Raw genomic sequence first — 22,852 nt, 5'->3', positions numbered from 1 at the left:
ACAGATTCACCCCTCAAATATTGTGTTGAACTTATACACAAAATTTCACATAACAAGACAAAAAGAAAACGGCAACACAATTGATGACACCATTTTCGATTCTTCTCTTATTCTTGTTTATCGTGCTCAATTTGCGTAAAAGTACACACTTGTTGAACATAAATTTTTACATTTTATAACTATATCAGAATACCATTTTGAAATCAACCTTTTTGGCTCTTCAATATATAGTACCCTTTACTTTTGTTCACAGTTTCTACATTATTAAATATTTCTTCCATTTTCTTTTTAGCAGAAGGCATACCTTGCTTTTTCTGAATGACAACATAGAGTTCACCTTGATTTTTTAGCTTTTGATATGCTTCTTCAAAGATTCGATGAACAACATTTTTCCCAGCTCTAATTGGTGGATTTGTTAATACAAAGTCAAAGTATTCATTCTCAACTTGTGACAGACCATCACTTTCTGTAATGATGACATTATCAATTTGATTTTGCTTTTTGTTCTTTTCAGCTAAATGTAAAGCTCGATGATTCACATCCACCATAGTCATTTGATGGTGTGGTGACACTTTAGCAATCATTAAACCAATAGGACCATAACCACAGCCAACATCAATGATACGTTTACTTGGACCTGGTGGATGTTCATTTAAAAACGTTCGTACTAATAAATCAGACCCAAAATCTACTTTTCCTTTTGAAAAAACGCCCGCATCTGTCGTTAGTTTTAACTGAGATTTATGATAAAAGTATTGAATTGTTTTTTCATCACTTTGTACTTCAGGATTTTCATCATAGTAGTGACTCATGATTTCACCTCTTTATTTGTTCATCTATTTGATTAGAAAATGAATTAAAACCCCGTTATCAACAATAACGGGGTTTTAATTTCTCAAAGAATGCAAGTAATCATTAACGCTTTCACTCTAAAGTGACTAAGTTAAAATGATTTACTTATATATTAAGTTAAGATACTAGAATTATTTTAATTCTACAGTAGCTCCAACTTCTTCTAATTGTTCTTTAAGTTTTTCAGCATCTTCTTTAGCAACAGCTTCTTTGATTACTTTAGGAGCGTTGTCTACTAATTCTTTAGCGTCTTTTAAGCCTAAGCCAGTTGCTTCTTTAACTGCTTTAACAACTTTGATTTTTGAAGATCCAGCTGAAGTTAATTCAACGTCAAATTCAGTTTTTTCTGCGCCAGCGTCTCCGCCACCAGCTGCACCAGCTGCTGCTACAGGAGCTGCTGCTGTTACACCAAATTCTTCTTCAATTGCTTTTACTAAATCGTTTAATTCTAATACTGACATTTCTTTAATTGCTTCAATGATTTGTTCTTGATTAGCCATTTTATTATTCCTCCATTTATTTTAAAATTTTATGCGCAATTATTCAGCGCTTTCTTCTTTTTGTTCTCCAACAGCTTTAACCGCATAAGCGAAGTTGCGTACTGGAGCTTGTAATACTGATAAAAGCATAGATACAAGACCATCGTGTGAAGGTAATGAACCAACAGTTTTAACTTCTTCTGCTGAGATAACGTTACCTTCCATAACGCCTGTTTTAATTTCTAAAGCTTCATGTTCTTTAGCAAATCCTGAGATCACTTTCGCTGGAGCAACTACATCATCAGTAGTTGTAGCGATAGCTGTAGGACCAGTTAAGAATTCATCTAAGCCTTCGATACCTGCTTTTTCAGCTGCACGACGAACTAATGTGTTTTTGTATACTTTATACTCAACACCAGCTTCACGTAATTGAGCACGTAAATCAGTTACTTCCGCAACAGTTAAACCACGGTAGTCCACGATAACAGTTGAAACTGAATTTTTAAGTTGTTCAGCGATAACGTCAACTTGTTGTTTTTTAGCTTCAATAATAGCAGACATTCAGACACCTCCATTTTTATTTTTGGTGCTTTTTTAATAAAAAAAGCACTTTCTACCCACGGCAAAAAGTGCTTGAAAGATCATTATAATAATCATCACGTTCAAGTCAATTTTAGCCTCGGTAGGATATTGTTTTAAGTTAAAAATTAACTCCTACTGTCTTAGGTAAAATAATCACAATAAATAATATAACTTGTTTATTGTAATATGTCAATTGTTTTTTTGAAAAAAGACTGGAAGAAAATGTATCTTATCTTTTTCAAAATAAGCAATTATTATCTACCAGTCTATAATCTATTAATATATTTAAAATTAAAGTTTAAATGCTGAAGTATCTACTTTAACTCCAGGACCCATTGTTGTAGTTACAGCAACAGATTTGAAGTAAGTACCTTTAGCAGATGCTGGTTTAGCTTTAGCTAAAACATCTTGTAAAGCATTAAAGTTTTCAACTAATTTTTCTTCGTCGAAAGATACTTTACCAATCGTAGCATGTACGATACCTGCTTTTTCAGCACGATATTCAACTTTACCAGCTTTAATTTCTTCTACAGCTTTTTTAACGTCCATAGTTACTGTACCAGTTTTAGGGTTTGGCATTAAACCTTTAGGTCCTAATACACGACCTAATTTACCAACTTCACCCATCATGTCAGGTGTAGCTACTACTACGTCAAAGTCGAACCAACCTTGTTGGATTTTTTGAGCATATTCAGATTCACCTACGTAATCTGCGCCTGCTTCTTCTGCTTCTGTAATTTTATCACCTTTAGCGAAAACTAATACACGTTGTGATTTACCAGTACCGTTTGGTAGCACTACTGCACCACGGATTTGTTGGTCATTTTTACGTGTATCAATACCTAAACGGAATGCTACTTCAACTGATGCATCAAAGTTAGCGATACTAGTTTCTTTAGCTAATTTAATTGCTTCTTCAACACTATAGTATTTAGTACGGTCAACTTTATTAGCTGCTTCTTGATACTTTTTACCTTTTTTAGCCATTTATTGTTCCTCCTTTAGTGGTTTTAGCGGAATTTCCTCCCACGCTTACTTGTGTGATTTACACAAGTTAAGAGCAGATAACAGATGATGTCAATAATAAATATTAATTTACTAAAGACTAATCATAGACAATATATGTTGTCGTTTCTGTTACCTGCTATCGTCTATCAGTTTATTTCAAATTCAAACTAATTTTCATTTAATAATTATTGTACAGTGATACCCATACTACGTGCAGTACCTTCGATAATACGCATAGCTGCTTCTTCGTCTGCAGCGTTTAAGTCTTGCATTTTTGTTTGAGCAATTTCACGTACTTGATCTTTAGTTACTGTAGCAACTTTAGTTTTGTTTGGTTCACCAGAACCTTTTTCAACGCCAGCTGCTTTTTTAAGTAGTACTGGAGCCGGTGGAGTTTTAGTAATGAATGTAAATGAACGATCTTCATATACACTGATTTCTACCGGAATGATTAAACCTGCTTGTTCTTGTGTACGTGCATTGAATTCTTTACAGAATCCCATGATGTTCACACCTGCTTGACCTAATGCTGGACCAACTGGTGGTGCTGGGTTCGCTTTACCTGCAGGAATTTGTAATTTAACTACTTTTTCTACTTTTTTAGCCACGATGTGCACCTCCTTGATATCGTGATGTGGTCACAGGGCTCAGTTTTGCCCTCCCACTCATAAACATTTCGTGACGAAATGAGCGTTCTAAAAACGCGACCACATTATTTTAACATTAAACTTAATTAAAAATCAATAGTAAAATTTCATCTTTTTAAGCAAATCATACTTTATAATTTAAAATGATTATAATTTTTCTATTTGATCGAATTCTACTTCAACTGGTGTTTCTCTACCAAACATATCGACTAATACAGTTAATTTAAATTTATCTGCTTCGATTTCTTGAACTTCACCAACTTGATTTGCAAATGGTCCTGATTTGATGCGGACTTGTTCACCTACATCTAATTCTACATCAATTGTTTTTTCTTTAAGTCCCATTTGTTTTAAGATAAATCTCATTTCTTCAGGAAGTAATGGATTAGGTTTTGAACCTGCACCTGCTGAACCAACAAATCCTGTGACACCTGGTGTATTACGTACAACATACCATGATTCATCTGTCATAATAAGTTCTACTAAAACATACCCAGGAAATGTCTTTTTAACTTGTTTTTTTGCTTTCCCATCTTTAACTTGTGTTTCTTCCTCTTCAGGTATGACAACTCTAAAAATTTGCTCTGTCATATTCATTGATTCTACTCTTTTTTCTAAATTCTTTTTAACTTTATTTTCATATCCAGAATACGTATGCACTGCGTACCAACGCTTAGTCCCAACTTCTTCAGACATGTTGTCACTCCTTACTCTTATCTAAATAATTCAATTAAATTACCAATACCTACGTCTAATACCCAGAAAAAGACCATAAAGAAAATTACTGTAGCTACTACAATGACAGTATATTTAAAAAGTTCTTCTTTCGTAGGCCAACTTGTTTTTTCCATTTCGCTTTTAACGCCTTGGAAGAAACTTTCTTTATTCTTACTTGCGTCTTTATCTTTAGCCATAACCTTACCTCCATGCTCTTCAAAGTATATACTTATAAACTCATTACTTTGATTCTTTATGCATCGTGTGTTCATTACATCTGGAACAATATTTCTTCAGTTGTAATCTCTTAGCTGATGTTTCTTTTTTAGGTACATTATAATTTCTGCTACCACACATTTCACAAACTAAAGGTACTTTTCTCACATCAATTCACCTTTGCTCATATTAATACCAGTATACTATACATAAACTTATAATAAACTGTCAAACTCGTACTAAAATACTTAACATTTGTATTTTAATAAATATTGTTTCATTTTTATTTTACAACGTTGAATACTATTGTAAACTACTTTATCTTTTACATTTAGTCTTTTCGCTATTTCTGATGGGGAATAATCAAGTAGAAGTAAATTTGCAACTTCTCTTTCAAACATACTTAACTTCTTAAAACTATCTATCAAGTCTTCTTTACTTAATCTAGTTAAATATAGTTCTTCCGTCCTTTTTATCATTTGATTCAAACGATATTCTACTACACATTCATTGATTAACAATTGTTGACGTTGATTAAACGCATAACGTTTTCTCCAAAAATCTTTTTTTACAGAATAAACTAAACGATTTAAATAATGTTCGAATGGAACATTCGTATTAAAATTAAATGTGTGTAAAGCTAAATATATCTTTAACGAGGTATCTTGAATTAAATCTTCCAGTTCTTGATGATCTATACCTAGCATTCTAAACTTCATCATAAGTTTAGGACGTATCACATTCATTATATTTGCGAATAACTGTTCTTTCTCCAATGTATTTTGGCTATATTGAAAAGCTTTAAATATATCTTCTAGTTGTCGAAAATGATAAGTCATATACAAAACCTTTCTTTATAAGTTAGGCACATTGTATAAGACGCATCTTTTAAATATCAAGACTGTATTATTTATGTTTTTTACCATATCCTCGTCGTATTTTTTCAAATTCTGCAAGTACATCTTTTGATAACGAAATTCGAGTTCTTGGTTTACGTTCATTAAAATCATCTACTGATTTACTAACCGTCATTGCATTCTCTTTTAAATCTCGCCACATTTCTCTAGATGAAACACGATATGCACCTGCTCCAAAAATAGCATGTTGCTCGCTCATATCGCTAGTCACTACTGTAATATGTGTCGTATGTTTATTGTATAAATTATATACATAACGCTCAATATAGCTATCTGCAGTTTCTTTTTCTTTCGTAAAAACTGTTTTAACACCATGATACATGTATTCTCTTTCTATACCAGATTGTTCATATGCATCAAATACACATACAATCTCATCAGCGACAACTGCATTGTAATTGGCAATCACATCTAAGAGTTGTTCACGTGCTTCCTCTAAACTTTCTCTTGCTACTTTACTCAATTCCTTTGATTGACCAATCATATTGTAACCATCAATAATTAGATATCTATCTTTCATTGGGTGTCTCCAATTTGATGTCGTTTTCGATAGACTTCATACATCATTAAACTAGCAGCTACAGAAGCATTTAAGCTATTAACATGGCCTACCATAGGAATTTTAATATAGAAATCACATTTATCTTTAACCAATCTACTCATACCTTGCCCTTCACTACCAATTACGATAGCCAATGGCATATCAGCAGCCATATTGCGATAATCTGTAGCATTATCCGCTTCAGCTCCTGCTACCCAATATCCATTATCTTTCAGCTCATCAATTGTTTTTGATAAATTTGTAACACGCATCACTGGGACATGTTGAATCGCACCTGTTGACGCTTTTGCGACAGTTTGTGTGAGCGCAACAGAACGTCTCTTAGGGATAATAACTCCATCTACTCCACTTGCATCTGCCGTTCTAATGATCGAACCAAGATTATGTGGGTCTTCTAAACCATCTAAAATAATTATTGTAGAAAGGCCTTCTTTTTCTTTTTGAGATTGAATAAACTGATCAAAATCTGCATATTCGTATGGTGCAATCAGTGCAGCTACACCTTGATGAGGTGCATTTGCTAAATTATCTAATTTGGATTTTGGAACAGTTTGTATAATCAATTTCTGTGCTTTAGCATTTTTTAAAATATCATTAATTTGCTGCTTTCTTATTCCTTCTTGTATCCAAATTTTATTTATTGTATGACCAGACACAATTGCTTCTTTAACAGCGTGTCTACCGACAATAACGATATCTTCCACTATGTTCACTACCTTTCATCAACAATTTGTACAATCGTATCAAGTAACGCATCTAATCGTTCATTTTGATGATCTAAATAAAGAAATCCTATAACAGCTTCTAAACCTGAACTTTTACGATACGTTTGTACATCTGTATTTTTAGCTTTCGTATAACTTTTAGCGTTACGGCCTCTTCTAACAATATCTTGTTCTTCTTCAGTAAACCATTCTTTTGTTATTAATACCTCGAGCGTTTGTGCTTGGCTTTTTGCAGACACATATTGTTTCGATACTTGGTGTAAGCGATTCGGTTTACTCTGTAATTTAAGCACAATGTATTCACGTACATGCTGGTCTAATACAGCATCTCCCATATAAGCTAACGTTAATGGGTTTAATAGCTTTGCATCCATATTAACCCCTTCTAAATCTTACACCTTGAGGCGTATCTTCAAGAATAATATTTTGTTCTTTTAGCATATCTCTAATTTCGTCAGCTCGAGCAAAATTTTTATTTTTACGTGCTTCATGACGTTCTTCGATAAGTTTTTCTATGTCTTCATCAAGTAATACATCATTTTCTTTTCCTTCTAATGGCACACCTAATACGTCACTAAAAATGTGATATACTTCTTTAAAGCGCTGAATCACTTTAGTAGATGTTGTATTTTCTAATACATATTTATTAGCTAATTTCGATAAATCATACCATGCAGTTACAGCATTTGCTGTATTAAAATCATCCTCCATTACAGCTTCAAATTGTTTTAAAATATCATTAATTTGATCAATATAGTCTGTTTGTGTTTCTAAATCAGTTGCGATTGCTTCTCTTTCTTTAATTAATTGATAACTATTACGTATACGCTCTAATCCACTTTTAGCAGCATTCACTAATTCAACGTTATAGTTGATTGGACTTCTATAATGAACACTGATCATGAAGAAACGTAATACATCTGGATCAATTTCTTTAATAATATCGTGTACTAAAATAAAGTTACCTAATGATTTACTCATTTTTTCATTATCTATATTAATGAAACCATTATGCATCCAATAATTAGCAAAAGGCGCGTGATTGTGTGCTTCAGATTGCGCTATTTCATTTTCATGATGTGGAAATTGTAAATCTGATCCTCCTGCATGGATATCAATTGTTTTTCCCAATTCATGATAAGCCATTACAGAGCATTCAATATGCCATCCTGGACGTCCTTGTCCAAATGGGCTCTCCCAACTAATTTCTCCAGGTTTTGCCTTTTTCCATAGCGTAAAGTCCAATGCATCCTCTTTTTGTTCACCTGCTTCTATACGAGCGCCAACTTTTAAATCATCAATAGACTGATGACTTAATTTACCATATCCATCAAATTTACGGGTTCTAAAATACACATCTCCATTACTTTCATATGCATAACCTTCATCTACAAGTTGTTTAATGAAGTCAATGATTTCATCCATATGATTCATTACTCGCGGATTAGATGTCGCTCTTTTAACATTAAGTGCCCCTACATCTTCATAGAATGCCTTGATATATCGATCAGCAATTTCTGGCACACTTTCATTTAATTCTTTAGACCGATTAATGAGTTTATCATCTACATCAGTAAAATTAGATACGTAATCAACCGTATAGCCTTTATATTCAAAATATCGACGTACCACGTCATAATTAATTGCTGGACGGGCATTACCAATATGAATGTAATTATACACTGTAGGTCCACATACATACATTTTTACCTTACCAGGCTCAATAGGCTTAAACACCTCTTTTTGACGTGTTAAAGTATTATATAATGTAATCATCTTTAATCTCTCCATTCTTAGCTTTTTCCAATTGTCGTTCTAGTTGCTTAATTTGTTCAAATAAAGGATCAGGCAAATTACGATGATCAAATGTTTTCCCAATTCGTTTTCCTTCTTGTTTAACAATATGACCTGGAATGCCTACAACTGTTGTATAACTTGGCACAGATTGTAAGACTACTGAATTCGCACCAATATTAACATTAGAATTAATTTGGATATTTCCTAAAACTTTTGATCCTGCTGCAATTAAAACATTATCTCCAATATCTGGATGACGCTTTCCTTTTTGTTTACCTGTACCACCAAGTGTCACGCCTTGATAAATAGTTACGTTATCTCCAATCGTACATGTTTCACCAATGACTACACCCATACCATGATCAATAAATAGACGTTTTCCGATTTTTGCTCCAGGATGAATTTCAATTCCTGTAAAAAAGCGAGATACTTGTGAAATCATTCTCGCTAAAACGTAGTGTTTTTTATTATATAATTTATGTGCAATTAAGTGACTCCATACCGCATGCAAGCCTGCATAAGTTGTGATTACTTCAAATGTTGTACGTGCTGCAGGGTCTTGTTCAAATACCATTTTTACATCATCTTTCATTCTTTTTATCAAGACGCTCGCCTCCCCATTTTCTATATATTATGAATATCTTACAGTCCATGTATAATAATTCAAATATTTAAAAAAAGCGCCCCTAACATTAACTGCTAGAGGCGCTATTGCACGGTTCCACTCTTCATTTTAGATAAAGTAAGTTGATGAACATACTAGTCTACCTTATCATACTCATTTCTATATTTAATTGAACATTCAAAGGTGCATTCGATATAGATAATGATATGCTCACAGCAACCGCATACTCTCTAACAACATTATCGTATATTTACTAATCCTTTAACTAACATATGTTTAATTTTATCATAAGAAGTTTTTTATAAAATTTCAAGTTTAAACATGTGTGTCTGACTTATTATATTAACATTGTTTTAAACATATTTTTTTAAACGAGATAGTACTTTTTCTTTTCCTAATACTTCAATTGTATTCGGTAATTCAGGACCATGCATTTGACCAGTCACTGCTACACGAATAGGCATAAATAATTGTTTACCTTTAATACCCGTTTCTTTTTGTACTTCTTTAATCGTTTTTTTAATTTCAGCAGCTTCAAATGGTTCAAGCGCTTCTAATTTACCATATAAATGAGACATTAATTCAGGAACTTGTTCGCCATTTAATACCTCTTGTTCTTCTTCACCTAATTCAGGCATATCATGGAAGAACATTTCTGATAACGGAACAATTTCTCCTGCATAACTCATTTCTTTTTGATAAAGACCAATTAATTTGCGTCCCCATTCTTTATCTTCTTCACTTGGATTTTCAGGAATTAAATTTGCTTTGATCAAGTGTGGTAAAGCAAGCTCAAATACTGTTTCTGTATCTTTTGTTTTCATATATTGGTTGTTAACCCAAGCTAATTTTTGTCTATCAAACATTGCTGGAGATTTAGAAAGACGTTGTTCATCAAAAATCTTAATGAATTCTTCTTTAGAAAAGATCTCATCTTCACCTTCAGGAGACCAACCTAGTAAAGCAATAAAATTGAATAACGCTTCAGGTAAATAACCTAAATCACGATATTGCTCGATAAATTGTAAAATTTGGCCATCTCGTTTACTTAATTTTTTACGTTGTTCATTTACAATTAATGACATATGCGCAAAACGTGGTGATTCCCAACCAAATGCTTCATAAATCATTAATTGCTTAGGTGTATTTGATACATGATCATCTCCACGAATAACATCAGAAATTTCCATATAGTGATCATCTACTGCTACCGCGAAATTATACGTAGGGACGCCATCTTTTTTCACGATAACCCAATCTCCAATATTATTAGAGTCAAAAGAAATTTCTCCTTTAACCATATCATCAAATGTATATGTTTTATCTTTTGGAACACGGAAACGAATAGCGGGTTTGCGTCCTTCAACTTCAAATTGTTGACGTTGTTCTTCAGTTAGATGTGCATGTTTACCGCCATATCGTGGCATTTCTCCACGAGCAATTTGAGCTTCACGTTCTTCTTCTAATTCTTCTTCAGTCATGTAACATTTGTATGCTTTATCTTCATCTAATAATTGTTGAATAAGTGGATTATAGATGTCTGCACGTTCAGACTGACGATAAGGACCATGACCTTTGTCTTTATCGATAGATTCATCCCAATCTAAGCCTAACCATTTTAAGTTATCAAATTGTGAAGATTCTCCATCTTCAAGATTTCTTTTACTATCTGTATCTTCAATACGTACTACAAAATCTCCATCATAATGTTTAGCAAATAAATAATTAAATAATGCAGTTCTTGCATTTCCGATGTGTAAATATCCAGTTGGACTTGGCGCATATCTTACTCTTACGCGTTCACTCATTCGTTTCACTCCTAATTTTGTTATTCATTCTTTATAGCGAATGATTTCTTTCATTAGAAAAAAGTTATCCCAAACAATCTTTAAAGAATCGTTTTTGAATAACTTTAACTTCTAATCTATACTTAGATCAACTTCGCATTTCCTTATTATTGTAGCATTAATTGGCTGGTTTGATAAGTCTATTGCTGTTGTTGTTACGTTACTCATCAATATCTCATAGCGAAAAATGTTATACAATAATTTATAAATGAATACGTTTCACATGAAACCCTTTTCTCTATTCACTTAAGGACTCCTCTATAGTCTTAGCAAATATAATACGACCAGATGATGTTTGTAATAAACTAATGACTTCTAATTCAACCTGTTTACCTATAAGAGATTTGGCATGATCTACAACTACCATTGTTCCATCATCTAGATATCCTACCCCTTGGCCAGGTTCTTTACCCATTTTAGTTAATAAAATATTAAGTCGGTCACCTTGATGAACATTGGGTTTAATTGCTTCTGACAAATCATTAACATTTAATGCAGTAATCCCTTGAACATGACATACCTTATTCAAGTTGAAATCGGTTGTAATGACATGAGCATGATAAACTTGAGCTAATTCAACTAACAGTTTGTCAATATCACTATGAGATTTTTGAGGATGAATCACACGAGTTGGATAGTCTAAATCATAAAGTTGATTTAAAATATCTAATCCACGTTGTCCTTTTTCACGTTTGATACTATCATTAGCATCTGCAACTACTTGTAATTCATTTATAACTCCTTGAGGAATAAGAATTTCTCCATCTATAAATCCGCATTTAATAATATCTAAAATTCTTCCATCAATAATTGCACTTGTATCTAACAGTTTAGGTATGGCGCTGATATTATTTTTAGACATTGAACGTGCTATATTTTCTGGCAAAAACATAAGCATTTCATCACGCTTTTTCAAACCAAACTGGAATCCTAAATAACATAATAATAATGTAATAATAATAGGCACAAGGTGATTTAATATAGAATTTCCTATCATTTCTAAAATAAATGAAACCATTACTGAAATAAATAAACCAACGACTAATCCTAGTGTAGCAAACAAAATTTCAACTGCACTACGTTGCATAATCCACATTTCAGCTTCTTTAAGTAATCGTGTTACTTTATTAATAAATAACCCAAATATTAGAAAGAATACAATCATCCCTATTAAACCATCAACATAATGATTAGTATAAATGGGATGGTTGTTCATACCTAAATCATTTAAAATTTCTGGAATTAACATGATTCCAAATGATGCACCAAGAATGATGTAGATTATAATAATAATTCCTTTTAATACCTTCATACGTTATCACCCCTTTAAATGCCTATGATGAGCGATTACTAAACGCATATGTTAAGGCATCATGTACCGTTGTCACACCAACGACCTGAACACCTTCTGGGAATGTCCATCCACCTATATTCGTTTGGGGAATAATCACTCTCTTAAATCCTAGTTTTGCCGCTTCTTGTACACGTTGCTCGATACGCGATACTCGTCTTACCTCACCAGTTAATCCCACTTCACCAATATAACAATCCAAACCATCTACGGCTTTATCTTTAAAACTTGAAGCAGTCGCTACAATAATACTTAAATCTACAGCCGGTTCAGTAAGTCTCACTCCACCCGCTACTTTAATGTAAGCATCTTGTTGTTGTAAAAGATAATTTTCTTTTTTCTCTAAAACAGCCATAAGCAAGCTAAGTCGATTGTGGTCGATGCCTGTGGCCATTCGTCTTGGATTATTAAATGTAGTAGGTGTTACTAGAGATTGCACCTCAATCAATAGTGGTCGTGTGCCTTCCATAGTAGCCACAATTGTTGATCCTGGAACATTTGTAGAGCGTTCTTCTAAAAACATTTCTGAAGGGTTTTGTACCCCTTTCAAACCACTTTGTTTCATTTCAAAAATACCCATTTCATTTGTTGAACCAAAACGATTTTTAACTGCTCTTAGAATTCGATAAGCATGGTGTTCATCACCTTCGAAGTATAAAACTGTATCTACCATATGTTCTAATAGTCTTGGACCAGCAATTTGCCCTTCTTTTGTTACGTGACCTACTATAAAAGTTGCGATATTCATTTGTTTTGCAATATTCATTAAACTTTGTGTACTTTCTCGAACTTGTGATACTGAGCCAGGTGCTGAACTAATCTCAGGATGATAAATCGTTTGAATTGAATCGACAACAAGTATGTCTGGGCGCTCTTGTTCCACGGTTTGATGAATAACTTCTAAATCTGTTTCAGCTAGTACATTTAAATTACTAGAGTCTTCCTCTAGACGATCTGCACGCAATTTCGTTTGATTTAGTGATTCTTCACCCGTGATATAAAGTACATTAAGTTTCTGTGATAACGATGCACAAATCTGTAATAATAATGTAGATTTCCCAATACCTGGGTCGCCGCCAATCAGTACGAGTGATCCACTAACAATTCCACCACCAAGTACACGATTAAATTCTTTAGAGTCCGTTTGAACTCTCGGTGTTGCCTCATGCTTAATACTATTTAATTTCTGTACTTTTGCTTGTGTCTCTTTTGCTTTTACGCCATGCTTTGGATTGGAAGTCTTTTCAATAATTTCCTCCATTTGATTCCAAGCACCACAATTCGGACATTTTCCCATCCATTTAGGAGACTGATATCCACAAGCCATACATTCGAAAATTACTTTTTTCTTGGCCAAAACTGCACCTCCGATTTTTTTGAACATATCTATTTTATATGTATCCAGTTATAATGACAAATTTAAATATATATATAAATGAAAAGAAGAGTCTAGGATTTAATGACTCCTAGACTCTGAATTTAAGCTCTTTTTATTCTTCTGTTGCTGGTTCTTTTGTATCTTCTATATTATTTTCTTGTTTATCATGGATATCATATTTGAATTCATTACCATCATGATCAATTGTGACTTCTTTTCCTTCAATTTGATTACCATCAAGTATCAATTCACTTAAATTATCTTCAACTGTTTTTTGAATTGCTCTAATTAATGGACGAGCACCGTATTCTGGATCATATCCTTCTTCGGCAATTTTTTCTTTAGCTTTATCAGTAACTACAATATTAATATCTTGTTCTGATAAACGTTTTGTTAATTTATTTACCATCATAGTCACAATTTCTTTAAGTTCATCTTTTGTTAATTTATGGAAAACAATAATATCATCTACACGGTTTAAGAACTCAGGACGGAATGAATTTTTAAGTTCTTTCATCATAGTTCTACGAATTGTTTCATAATCTTGTCCTTCAGATGCACCACCGAATCCAGCGAAACGTTGATCTTGTAGTTCTTGTGCTCCTACATTTGATGTCATAATAATAACAGTATTACGGAAATCAACTTGACGCCCTTTTGTATCAGTTAGATGTCCATCATCAAGTACTTGTAATAAGATATTAAACACATCTGGATGCGCTTTTTCAATTTCATCAAATAGGATAACAGAATATGGCTTACGTCTAACTTTTTCAGTTAATTGACCGCCATCATCATGGCCTACATAACCTGGAGGCGCTCCAACTAAACGACTCACAGCATGTTTCTCCATAAATTCACTCATATCAACACGTATCATTGCGTCTTCTTCACCAAACATTGATTCAGCTAATGCACGTGCAAGTTCTGTTTTACCTACACCAGTTGGTCCTAAGAAAATGAAACTACCGATTGGACGTTTAGGGTCTTTTAGGCCTGCACGTGCACGACGAACTGCTTTACTAATAGAAGTTACAGCATCGTTTTGTCCAATTACTCGATCATGTAATGTTTCTTCTAAATTAAGCAAACGATCTGACTCTGTTTCATTAATTCTAGTTAATGGAATACCTGTCCATCCTGCAATAACTTCAGCAATATCTTCTTTAGATAATGACGTTGATTGTCCACCTTGAGATGTCTTCCATTCATTTTTAGCATCTTCATATTGTTTTTCAAGTTTTGATTGTTTATCTCTTAAGTTAGCTGCATTTTCAAATTCTTGTGCATGGACGGCAGCATCTTTTTCATTTTTAACTTTTTCAATTTCTTGTTCAATCTCTTTTAAATTATTTGGAGTTGTGTGACTTTTTAGTCTCACTTTTGAACTTGCTTCGTCAATCAAATCAATTGCTTTATCTGGTAGGAAACGATCAGATACATAACGGTTACTTAATTTAGCAGCCGCTTCCAGTGCTTCATCAGAAATATTAATACGATGATGAGCTTCATAGCGATCACGTAAACCTTTTAGAATAGCAACAGTATCTTCTACAGAAGGTTCATCAACTTGAATAGGTTGGAAACGACGTTCTAATGCAGCATCTTTTTCGATGTTTTTACGATATTCATCTAATGTTGTTGCACCAATGCATTGTAATTCACCACGCGCTAACGCTGGTTTTAAAATATTAGATGCATCAATTGCACCTTCTGCGCCACCAGCACCAACTAGTGTATGCAATTCATCAATGAATAAAATGACATTACCTGCATGATGGATTTCATCCATGACTTTTTTCAAACGTTCTTCGAATTCACCACGATATTTAGTACCTGCCACGACTGTTCCCATATCTAGTGACATTACACGTTTATTTTTTAGCGTTTCTGGCACTTCATTATTTACAATAGCTTGTGCAAGACCTTCAGCAATGGCTGTTTTACCTACACCTGGTTCACCAATAAGTACAGGGTTATTTTTAGTTCTACGACTTAATACTTCAATAACACGTGTAATTTCTTTATCTCTACCCACAACTGGATCTAACGTACCGTCTTTAGCAATAACTGTTAAGTCTCGTGCTAGTCCATCCAATGTAGGAGTGTTGTTTGATTTATTTGCAGTTGCATTTTTAGTATTCATTTCAGGACTACCTAATGCTTTCACTACTTGTGCACGTGCTTTTGTAATATTCAAATCTAAGTTAGCAAATACACGTGCTGCTACTCCTTCATTTTCACGAATTAAACCTAATAAAATATGTTCTGTACCTACAAAATTATGATGCAATTTTCTTGCCTCATCCATTGATAGTTCAATGACTTTTTTAGCTCTTGGGGTATAGTGCAACGTACCTGAATGTTCTTGACCATGACCGATTAATTTTTCAACTTCTTCAATAACTTTATCTTCAGTAATATTAAAACTTTCAAGTACTTTAGCAGCAATACCTTCTGGTTCTTTCATTAATCCAAGTAGTAAGTGCTCAGTACCAATGTTCGAATGATTTAAACGAATTGCTTCTTCTTGTGCATGTGCTAATACACGTTGTGCGCGTTCAGTTAATCTACCAAATAACATATCGTTTACAACCTCCTAATTTGTATGTTTTCTTAATATATTTGCCCGTTTTTCATTTACAGATACGTTTTCATCTTCATCATTATATAAAAACGCAGATTGGATACTTACCATTAATTCATTAAACTTAAAGTTACTTAAATTTAAATATCCTAAATCTATGCCTAACTTAATTTCACTTAATCTATATGACGCTTCTTCCATTGATATCATACGGCTATTTTGTAATATTCCTAACGAACGATAAATACGGTCAAGCGTTTCTAATTCACTATATTGTGTTAAACGTTCACGAATTTGCATTTCTTCATTAATAATTTGTTGAACTACTTCTGTCAGCTGGTCAATAATATCTTCTTCTGTCTTACCTAATGTAAGTTGATTTGAAATTTGATAAATATGACCATAAACTTGCGAACCCTCGCCATATATACCTCGAATCGTAAATCCAAAACGATTAATTGTTTGTGCAATACGATTCATACGTTTCATTATAGATAATCCAGGTAAATGAAGCATCACACTTGCTCGCATTCCAGTCCCAATATTTGTAGGACAAGTCGTTAAATAACCTAAATCTTCATCGAAACTAATTTCTAATTGTTCATCAAGAATATCATCAATTTCTGAAGCCTTTTGATATAAATCTGTCAGAGATAAATCATTACCCATTGCTTGAATTCGTATATGATCTTCTTCATTAATCATAATACTTAAAGATTCATCGTCATTTAATAACACCGCTGAAGCTGGTTGTTTAATCAATTCTTTACTAATGAGATGTTTAGCCACTAACTTCATCTTACTTTGTTGGTCCATGGTATCTAAACGCATTAAAGATAAATTAGGTAGTGCATCTTGCACTTCATTGATTACTCTAAAACCTGCTTGTTCAGATGGAAACATTAAAGGATGAACATGATTTTCTAAATTACGTGCTAAACGAATACGCGAAGACATTACAATGGGAGATTCATCTGTTTCTTTCATCCATTCACTAATATGTGCATCCATATCATTCATCATGCTCCATCTCGCTTTCATGTTTCAAGGCTTTAATTTCATCTCTAATGACAGCTGCTTCTTCAAATTTTTGCTTTTCAATTAATATATTTAAGTAATTCGTTTTTTCTTCAATTTGTTTTTTTATTGCCAGTTTATGATGTGAAGAACGAGGCATCTTGCCTACATGTTCAAATTGTCCACCTTGTACTCGTCTTACAATATCAACAATATCCTCTTTAAATACTGCATAGCAATTTGCACATCCAAATTTACCTACATGAGCTATATCTTTCAATGTCATATTACATGTAGGACATCGTTTTTCTTCTTGAAATGCTACTTCATGAAAATTTAATCCGTGTTTAGTTGCTAAATGTTGTAAGATTTGTTTGACTACAAAGGCTTCTTCAATATCATCTTGAAACTCTGAATGTGACGCAGCATGTTCTTGTTGATTCCAAGGTTGCTCTCCTTGCGCACATTCTGAACACACCCACTTTTCAGAGGTACCATCTTTACTTTTTACTGTGAGTTTAACCTCTGCTTCATTTAAATGACAATTTTCGCAAAGCACACATAGACACCTCGCATTTCTTTATTATTTATTAATAGTAATTAATGATAGGTAATAATCGTTTGAGAATATTTGCTCTAATAATATCTCTAGAAACAACATCCATTGATAGTGTTTCACGATCAATAATCACTTGAATCATTCTTGCTTCTCTATCACTAATTAATCCTTTATCTAACAAACCATCAATTATATAATATGCTTGCTGTTGAGATATAGAAGGACCAATTAATTGCAATAGATGATTAATATAACCCGTTGCATCTTTATTTTCAATTTTCGTGATTCGGATATATCCTCCTCCACCACGTTTACTTTCTATTTCATAACCATGTTCATTTGTAAATCTCGTTTTAATAACATAGTTGAGTTGAGAAGGCACACAATCGAAACGTTGAGCAATATTAGCTCTTTGAATTTCTACCATATCTTCATTACTTTCTTCAAATAATTGTTTAATGTATTGTTCTATGATGTCAGACATGTTGTGCATGATTTACCACCCCTTTTGACCTTCTTTGACTATATTATATGACCAACTTTGACCTTTTTCAACCAATTTGTTTTTTTATTTAAAAATATTAATGTTACTTCTATTATTTTATTGTATTATATAAGATAAAGAGAATTTTAAAGGAGTAGAATTATGCATATTCTTATTGGGATCATTGGGATTATTGTCTTTTTAGCGCTGGCATTTTTATTTAGTTCAGATAAAAAGAATGTTCGTTGGCATTATGTTGGATTATTATTAATTATTCAACTTATATTCGCATTTATTCTTTTGAAAACGACTGCTGGTATTACAATTATTGGTGGTATTTCAAATGGATTTAACTATTTGTTACAAAAAGCTGCTGAAGGGGTTAATTTTGTTTTTGGAGGATTTAAATTTGTAGATCCAAAAAATCCACCATTCTTCTTTAGTGTCTTATTACCAATCGTATTTATTTCGGCATTAATTGGTATTTTACAATATACTAGAATTCTTCCATGGATTATTAATGTGTTAGGGTTCTTAATCTCTAAAATTAATGGTATGGGGCGTTTAGAATCATATAATGCAGTAGCAGCTGCGATTCTTGGCCAATCTGAAGTATTTATTTCATTAAAACAACAATTACCATATATACCTAAACAACGTTTATATACTTTAACTGCTTCTGCAATGTCTACTGTATCTGCATCTATTATCGGTGCATATTTTACATTGATTGAACCTAAATACGTTGTTACAGCGGTTGTATTAAACTTATTTGGTGGCTTCATTATTGCTTCTATTATTAACCCTTATACAGTTAATGAAGAAGATGATAAATTGCTAGTGGATGAATCAGAAACTAAAAAACAATCATTTTTTGAAATGTTAGGTGAATATATTTTAGATGGTTTCAAAGTAGCAGTTATCGTTGGTGCAATGTTAATTGGCTACATTGCAATCATTGCTTTATTAAATGGCCTTGTAAGTGGTATTTTTAGTTTAATTTCTGGCGGAGCAATCAAATGGGATTTCCAAACGTTAATTGGTTTTGTGTTTGCGCCATTTGCTTTCTTAGCAGGTGTTCCTTGGCAGGATGCAGTTAAATCAGGTTCTGTGATGGCAACAAAATTATTATCTAATGAATTTGTTGCTATGCAATCACTTGGAAGCTTGAAGGATATTTCTGAACATGCAAAAGGTATTACGTCTGTATTTCTAGTTTCATTTGCTAACTTTAGTTCTATTGGTATCATTTCTGGTGCGATTAAATCACTTAACTCTGAAAAAGGTGATGTCGTAGCACGTTTTGGTATTAAGTTATTATTCGGTGCAACACTTGTATCATTTATTTCAGCTGCTATCGCTGGATTCTTCATTTAATAAGAAAAAGCTTGAGACTTTAATCTCAAGCTTTTTTTTATTTAACTATATGTTCAATAAAATACTGAGTTATACGATAATCATCTGTTAATTCTGGATGGAAAGACACACCTAGGTATTTCCCTTGCTTAACAGCTACTATTTTATCACTAATAGAACTTAATATTTCTACATTATTTTCTACACTAACAATATGTGGTGCTCTTATAAAGACACCTTCTATATCTTTTGCAATACCTTTAACATCTAACTCAGCTTCAAAACTATCTACTTGTCTACCAAAGGAATTACGCGCAACAGTAATATCTAATTTTTTTAGATATCCTGTCTCACCTTCTACATCTTTTGCAAGCACAATAAGACCTGCGCAAGTTCCAAACATTGGTAAATCAGATTGTTGTAATTTTTCTTTAAAGCCATATAAATCCATAAGTCTTCTTAAAGTTGTAGATTCACCACCAGGGAGAATAAGACCATCAATTTCATCTAATTGTTCAACTTTCTTAACTGCTATACCTTCGTGACCACTTAATTCAATGTGACGAATATGTTCACGTACTGCACCTTGTAACGCTAATACACCAATCTTCATAAATTACCAACCACGCTCTTGCATACGTTCTTCTAATGAGATTTTATTTATATCTAAACCTTTCATTGCAGTTCCTAATTCAGCTGCTAATTTTCCAATTAATTCATAATCTTGATAATGAGTTGTAGCTTGAACAATAGCTTTTGCAAATTTTTCTGGCGCTTCAGATTTAAAAATACCTGAACCCACAAATACCCCATCAGCACCTAATTCCATCATTAAGGCAGCATCTTGAGGTGTTGCTACACCACCAGCTGCAAAGTTTACTACTGGTAAACGACCTTCTTCTTTAATTTGTTTTAATACATTATATGGTGCACCTAATTCTTTGGCATAAGTCATAATTTCATCGTCATTCATTACAGTTAGACGACTAACCTCAGAATTAACTTTTCTCATGTGACGTACAGCTTCTACAATATTACCTGTTCCAGGTTCTCCTTTAGTACGTAACATCGCTGCACCTTCGCCAATACGTCGTGCTGCTTCGCCTAAATTACGGCAACCACAAACAAATGGTACAGTAAATTGATCTTTTCTTAAATGAAATTCTTCATCTGCAGGAGTAAGAACTTCAGATTCATCAATATAGTCTACACCCATAGCTTCTAATACACGTGCTTCTGTAATATGACCAATACGTGCTTTAGCCATTACTGGAATTGAAACAGCATTCATTACTTCTTCAACAATTTTAGGATTGGCACTACGTGCTACACCACCAGCTGCTCTAATATCAGATGGTACGCGTTCTAAGGCCATAACTGCTACTGCTCCAGCTTCCTCTGCGATTCTAGCTTGTTCAGCATTCACAACATCCATAATGACGCCGCCTTTTTGCATTTCAGCCATACCGCGTTTAACTCTTTCAGATCCTACAATTTTAGACATTTATAAAACCCCTTTTCAATTGATTAAATCCATTTTAAAATATAAACTGATGTTTAAAAAGGTACAATTTTAATAAAAAATTAGGGGTCAGATTTATGACGAAGAAAAAATCATTATATATTTCTTTATATGAAAAGTTAAAAAAACAAATTATTGAAGGTGTATATGAATCAAACGATAAATTTCCATCTAAAAGACAGTTGAGTGAACATTTATCACTTAGTCATACTACAATTGAGCATGCCTATCAGTTACTTTTAGATGAAGGATTTATATACTCAAAACCACGTTCAGGTTATTATGTTTCAGAAATTCAATCATTGCCAGTAACAAATAGTTACCCTGACATAAGTGATATATTAGAAACTGATAAGACTACACAGAAAAATACGTATCAGTATCAATTCAATTTAGCTGAAATTGATGCTGAACATTTTCCTAGCCATTTATTTAAAAGGTATGCTAAAGAAGTATTTGAAGAAGATCAACTTGCCCTTTTGAGTAAAGGAAGCGTTCAAGGAGAATTTAACTTAAGACAGCAAATTTCTCATTATTTATTTAATAGTAGAGGAGTATCTTGTCATCCAGATCAAATCATAATTGGCTCTTCAACTGAACAATTATTAAATATGGTCACTGATTTATTAAAAGATTCATCATTTATTATAGAACAACCTAGTTATCCACCAATTAAACATGTACTGGATAAGCATAGAATAAGTTATACACAAGCTAGAGTAGAAAAAGATGGAATTAATATCGATGAAGTCTTTCAAAAAAATAATGATATTTTATATATCACACCATCTCATCAATTTCCAACAGGATATGTGATGAGTTTAAAGAAGCGCACACAACTTATAAAATGGGCACAACAAAAGAAAGAACGATATATTATTGAAGATGATTATGATTCAGAATTTAGATATTTCGGAAAACCTATTCCAGCATTACAGAATTTAGATAAAAAACAAAAAGTAATATATATTAGTACATTTTCGAAATCGCTTTATCCAAGTTGTCGTATGGCATACATTGTCTTACCAAATAAACTGCTAAAATTATTCCGAGAGATGAAATACGTTGAAAGCAATACTGTGCCTGTACATCTACAACATATGGTAGCACAATTTATGGCAACTGGTAGCTTTGAACGTCATCTTAATAAAATGAGAAGAATATATAAAAATAAATTAACTTTTATTTTAGAAAAACTAACACCATATAAAGGACAATTGAAAATTGAAGGCGCACTAACAGGAATGCACTTCACACTTGTAGTTAAAAATAATTTAACATTAAATGAATGCATAAAAAGAACGAAAAAATGCAATCTTAAATTAACGCCTTATCTTTATAGCAACAAAAAAGTACAATCTCCTACCTTCTTAATTGGCTTTGGAGGTATCCCAGAAGAAAAATTAGAGAAGCATGTTAATGCGCTTATTAAAGCACTTACTGTTTAAATAGAAGAAATGAGTTCTGACTCATTTTGGATTGGTAGTCATTGAACGTGGACTTTTTTATGAAAGTCACTATGCTAGCAATCCTTAGTGTATATTCATTTAGTCATCTTTTAATTAGTTATATATAGATATATATTTTAAAATAAAAAAAGAGACCTCACGGTCTCAATATCAGC

The 22,852-nt window shown here is 32.9% G+C and carries 25 protein-coding genes and 1 other annotated feature; of the genes, 2 read left to right on the top strand and 23 right to left on the bottom strand.

The genetic code is table 11. The annotated features are described in order from the left end of the window. Positions 1-203: 203 nt before the first annotated feature. From HMPREF2629_RS05700 to HMPREF2629_RS05605, 21 genes are all read right to left on the bottom strand, one after another. Entirely contained in the window at positions 204-812 is a 609-nt protein-coding gene (locus HMPREF2629_RS05700) for a class I SAM-dependent methyltransferase (RefSeq protein WP_017175316.1), read from the bottom strand. A 171-nt stretch (positions 813-983) separates the two neighbouring features. Further along, the gene (rplL, locus tag HMPREF2629_RS05695) at positions 984-1,352 is read right to left on the bottom strand and encodes a 50S ribosomal protein L7/L12 (RefSeq protein ID WP_002488409.1); all 369 of its coding nucleotides are present in this window, start codon (positions 1,350-1,352) and stop codon (positions 984-986) included. Positions 1,353-1,391: 39 nt separating this feature from the next. Next, complete coding sequence (gene rplJ / locus HMPREF2629_RS05690) at positions 1,392-1,892, bottom strand: 50S ribosomal protein L10 (protein ID WP_002449049.1); 501 nt, start codon at positions 1,890-1,892, stop codon at positions 1,392-1,394. Between the two features lie 30 nt (positions 1,893-1,922). Beyond that, positions 1,923-2,076: a sequence feature (ribosomal protein L10 leader region), on the bottom strand. Between the two features lie 128 nt (positions 2,077-2,204). After that, positions 2,205-2,900, bottom strand: a complete 696-nt coding sequence (gene rplA, locus HMPREF2629_RS05685) for a 50S ribosomal protein L1 (RefSeq protein ID WP_017175315.1) — start codon at positions 2,898-2,900, stop codon at positions 2,205-2,207. Positions 2,901-3,106: 206 nt separating this feature from the next. Next, positions 3,107-3,529: a 50S ribosomal protein L11 gene (gene rplK, locus HMPREF2629_RS05680; RefSeq protein WP_001832298.1), complete on the bottom strand. Its 423-nt coding sequence runs from the start codon at positions 3,527-3,529 to the stop codon at positions 3,107-3,109. A gap of 186 nt (positions 3,530-3,715) precedes the next feature. Continuing rightward, positions 3,716-4,264 carry a transcription termination/antitermination protein NusG gene (gene nusG, locus HMPREF2629_RS05675; RefSeq protein ID WP_017175314.1) on the bottom strand — a complete coding sequence of 183 codons (549 nt, stop codon included), beginning with the start codon at positions 4,262-4,264 and terminating at the stop codon, positions 3,716-3,718. 17 nt (positions 4,265-4,281) lie between these two features. Then, the gene (gene secE, locus HMPREF2629_RS05670; protein WP_017175313.1) at positions 4,282-4,482 is read right to left on the bottom strand and encodes a preprotein translocase subunit SecE; all 201 of its coding nucleotides are present in this window, start codon (positions 4,480-4,482) and stop codon (positions 4,282-4,284) included. A 43-nt stretch (positions 4,483-4,525) separates the two neighbouring features. Then, entirely contained in the window at positions 4,526-4,669 is a 144-nt protein-coding gene (gene rpmG / locus HMPREF2629_RS10910) for a 50S ribosomal protein L33 (protein ID WP_049336738.1), read from the bottom strand. 80 nt (positions 4,670-4,749) lie between these two features. Continuing rightward, positions 4,750-5,340, bottom strand: a complete 591-nt coding sequence (locus HMPREF2629_RS05665; RefSeq protein ID WP_017175312.1) for a sigma-70 family RNA polymerase sigma factor — start codon at positions 5,338-5,340, stop codon at positions 4,750-4,752. Positions 5,341-5,407: 67 nt separating this feature from the next. Beyond that, positions 5,408-5,938, bottom strand: coding sequence for an NYN domain-containing protein (locus tag HMPREF2629_RS05660; protein ID WP_049415688.1), 531 nt, complete (start codon positions 5,936-5,938; stop codon positions 5,408-5,410). After that, complete coding sequence (rlmB, locus tag HMPREF2629_RS05655) at positions 5,935-6,684, bottom strand: 23S rRNA (guanosine(2251)-2'-O)-methyltransferase RlmB (protein WP_037541103.1); 750 nt, start codon at positions 6,682-6,684, stop codon at positions 5,935-5,937. Before rlmB ends, HMPREF2629_RS05660 begins: the two co-directional genes overlap by 4 nt. Positions 6,685-6,692: 8 nt before the next feature. Further along, positions 6,693-7,079, bottom strand: coding sequence for a Mini-ribonuclease 3 (locus HMPREF2629_RS05650; protein WP_070813200.1), 387 nt, complete (start codon positions 7,077-7,079; stop codon positions 6,693-6,695). 1 nt (position 7,080) lies between these two features. Continuing rightward, positions 7,081-8,481, bottom strand: coding sequence for a cysteine--tRNA ligase (gene cysS / locus HMPREF2629_RS05645; RefSeq protein ID WP_070813199.1), 1,401 nt, complete (start codon positions 8,479-8,481; stop codon positions 7,081-7,083). Continuing rightward, positions 8,465-9,094, bottom strand: a complete 630-nt coding sequence (gene cysE, locus HMPREF2629_RS05640) for a serine O-acetyltransferase (protein ID WP_170999993.1) — start codon at positions 9,092-9,094, stop codon at positions 8,465-8,467. Before cysE ends, cysS begins: the two co-directional genes overlap by 17 nt. Positions 9,095-9,480: 386 nt before the next feature. Beyond that, positions 9,481-10,935, bottom strand: coding sequence for a glutamate--tRNA ligase (gltX, locus tag HMPREF2629_RS05635; protein ID WP_049382349.1), 1,455 nt, complete (start codon positions 10,933-10,935; stop codon positions 9,481-9,483). Positions 10,936-11,212: 277 nt separating this feature from the next. Then, complete coding sequence (locus HMPREF2629_RS05630; RefSeq protein WP_048762006.1) at positions 11,213-12,286, bottom strand: PIN/TRAM domain-containing protein; 1,074 nt, start codon at positions 12,284-12,286, stop codon at positions 11,213-11,215. Between the two features lie 22 nt (positions 12,287-12,308). Continuing rightward, the gene (radA, locus tag HMPREF2629_RS05625; RefSeq protein ID WP_017175304.1) at positions 12,309-13,682 is read right to left on the bottom strand and encodes a DNA repair protein RadA; all 1,374 of its coding nucleotides are present in this window, start codon (positions 13,680-13,682) and stop codon (positions 12,309-12,311) included. A gap of 133 nt (positions 13,683-13,815) precedes the next feature. Then, positions 13,816-16,287, bottom strand: coding sequence for an ATP-dependent Clp protease ATP-binding subunit (locus HMPREF2629_RS05620; RefSeq protein WP_017175303.1), 2,472 nt, complete (start codon positions 16,285-16,287; stop codon positions 13,816-13,818). A 15-nt stretch (positions 16,288-16,302) separates the two neighbouring features. Beyond that, positions 16,303-17,310: a protein arginine kinase gene (locus HMPREF2629_RS05615; RefSeq protein ID WP_017175302.1), complete on the bottom strand. Its 1,008-nt coding sequence runs from the start codon at positions 17,308-17,310 to the stop codon at positions 16,303-16,305. Then, positions 17,303-17,866 carry a UvrB/UvrC motif-containing protein gene (locus tag HMPREF2629_RS05610; RefSeq protein ID WP_017175301.1) on the bottom strand — a complete coding sequence of 188 codons (564 nt, stop codon included), beginning with the start codon at positions 17,864-17,866 and terminating at the stop codon, positions 17,303-17,305. Before HMPREF2629_RS05610 ends, HMPREF2629_RS05615 begins: the two co-directional genes overlap by 8 nt. A 31-nt stretch (positions 17,867-17,897) precedes the next feature. Further along, complete coding sequence (locus tag HMPREF2629_RS05605; RefSeq protein WP_002449017.1) at positions 17,898-18,359, bottom strand: CtsR family transcriptional regulator; 462 nt, start codon at positions 18,357-18,359, stop codon at positions 17,898-17,900. A gap of 153 nt (positions 18,360-18,512) precedes the next feature. Here HMPREF2629_RS05605 and HMPREF2629_RS05600 point away from each other — a divergent pair, with 153 nt between their 5' ends. Beyond that, the gene (locus tag HMPREF2629_RS05600) at positions 18,513-19,727 is read left to right on the top strand and encodes a NupC/NupG family nucleoside CNT transporter (protein ID WP_049419862.1); all 1,215 of its coding nucleotides are present in this window, start codon (positions 18,513-18,515) and stop codon (positions 19,725-19,727) included. A gap of 37 nt (positions 19,728-19,764) precedes the next feature. On the opposite strand, the gene pdxT is transcribed toward HMPREF2629_RS05600, so the two are convergent. Continuing rightward, the gene (gene pdxT, locus HMPREF2629_RS05595; protein ID WP_017175299.1) at positions 19,765-20,319 is read right to left on the bottom strand and encodes a pyridoxal 5'-phosphate synthase glutaminase subunit PdxT; all 555 of its coding nucleotides are present in this window, start codon (positions 20,317-20,319) and stop codon (positions 19,765-19,767) included. A gap of 3 nt (positions 20,320-20,322) precedes the next feature. Then, positions 20,323-21,210, bottom strand: a complete 888-nt coding sequence (pdxS, locus tag HMPREF2629_RS05590) for a pyridoxal 5'-phosphate synthase lyase subunit PdxS (RefSeq protein WP_017175298.1) — start codon at positions 21,208-21,210, stop codon at positions 20,323-20,325. A gap of 95 nt (positions 21,211-21,305) precedes the next feature. Here pdxS and HMPREF2629_RS05585 point away from each other — a divergent pair, with 95 nt between their 5' ends. After that, positions 21,306-22,676 carry a MocR-like pyridoxine biosynthesis transcription factor PdxR gene (locus HMPREF2629_RS05585; protein ID WP_070813198.1) on the top strand — a complete coding sequence of 457 codons (1,371 nt, stop codon included), beginning with the start codon at positions 21,306-21,308 and terminating at the stop codon, positions 22,674-22,676. The last annotated feature ends 176 nt before the right edge of the window (positions 22,677-22,852 follow it).

The organism is Staphylococcus sp. HMSC034C12, from assembly GCF_001835895.1.
Lineage (GTDB): Bacteria > Bacillota > Bacilli > Staphylococcales > Staphylococcaceae > Staphylococcus > Staphylococcus hominis.
Note: the sequence above shows the minus strand (reverse complement) of the source record. Positions and strands in the feature narration are given on the sequence as shown.

Coding starts and splice junctions, on each gene's coding strand:
- HMPREF2629_RS05665 (WP_017175312.1), bottom strand. CDS start 5,340: ATGACTTATCATTTTCGACAACTAGAAGATATATTTAAAGCTTTTCAA.
- rplJ (WP_002449049.1), bottom strand. CDS start 1,892: ATGTCTGCTATTATTGAAGCTAAAAAACAACAAGTTGACGTTATCGCT.
- rplA (WP_017175315.1), bottom strand. CDS start 2,900: ATGGCTAAAAAAGGTAAAAAGTATCAAGAAGCAGCTAATAAAGTTGAC.
- HMPREF2629_RS05620 (WP_017175303.1), bottom strand. CDS start 16,287: ATGTTATTTGGTAGATTAACTGAACGCGCACAACGTGTATTAGCACAT.
- HMPREF2629_RS05615 (WP_017175302.1), bottom strand. CDS start 17,310: ATGAATGATATGGATGCACATATTAGTGAATGGATGAAAGAAACAGAT.
- HMPREF2629_RS05600 (WP_049419862.1), top strand. CDS start 18,513: ATGCATATTCTTATTGGGATCATTGGGATTATTGTCTTTTTAGCGCTG.
- cysE (WP_170999993.1), bottom strand. CDS start 9,094: ATGAAAGATGATGTAAAAATGGTATTTGAACAAGACCCTGCAGCACGT.
- cysS (WP_070813199.1), bottom strand. CDS start 8,481: ATGATTACATTATATAATACTTTAACACGTCAAAAAGAGGTGTTTAAG.
- HMPREF2629_RS05660 (WP_049415688.1), bottom strand. CDS start 5,938: ATGAAAGATAGATATCTAATTATTGATGGTTACAATATGATTGGTCAA.
- HMPREF2629_RS05630 (WP_048762006.1), bottom strand. CDS start 12,286: ATGAAGGTATTAAAAGGAATTATTATTATAATCTACATCATTCTTGGT.
- HMPREF2629_RS05605 (WP_002449017.1), bottom strand. CDS start 18,359: ATGCACAACATGTCTGACATCATAGAACAATACATTAAACAATTATTT.
- secE (WP_017175313.1), bottom strand. CDS start 4,482: ATGGCTAAAGATAAAGACGCAAGTAAGAATAAAGAAAGTTTCTTCCAA.
- HMPREF2629_RS05650 (WP_070813200.1), bottom strand. CDS start 7,079: ATGGATGCAAAGCTATTAAACCCATTAACGTTAGCTTATATGGGAGAT.
- nusG (WP_017175314.1), bottom strand. CDS start 4,264: ATGTCTGAAGAAGTTGGGACTAAGCGTTGGTACGCAGTGCATACGTAT.
- gltX (WP_049382349.1), bottom strand. CDS start 10,935: ATGAGTGAACGCGTAAGAGTAAGATATGCGCCAAGTCCAACTGGATAT.
- HMPREF2629_RS05585 (WP_070813198.1), top strand. CDS start 21,306: ATGACGAAGAAAAAATCATTATATATTTCTTTATATGAAAAGTTAAAA.
- pdxT (WP_017175299.1), bottom strand. CDS start 20,319: ATGAAGATTGGTGTATTAGCGTTACAAGGTGCAGTACGTGAACATATT.
- HMPREF2629_RS05700 (WP_017175316.1), bottom strand. CDS start 812: ATGAGTCACTACTATGATGAAAATCCTGAAGTACAAAGTGATGAAAAA.
- rplL (WP_002488409.1), bottom strand. CDS start 1,352: ATGGCTAATCAAGAACAAATCATTGAAGCAATTAAAGAAATGTCAGTA.
- pdxS (WP_017175298.1), bottom strand. CDS start 21,210: ATGTCTAAAATTGTAGGATCTGAAAGAGTTAAACGCGGTATGGCTGAA.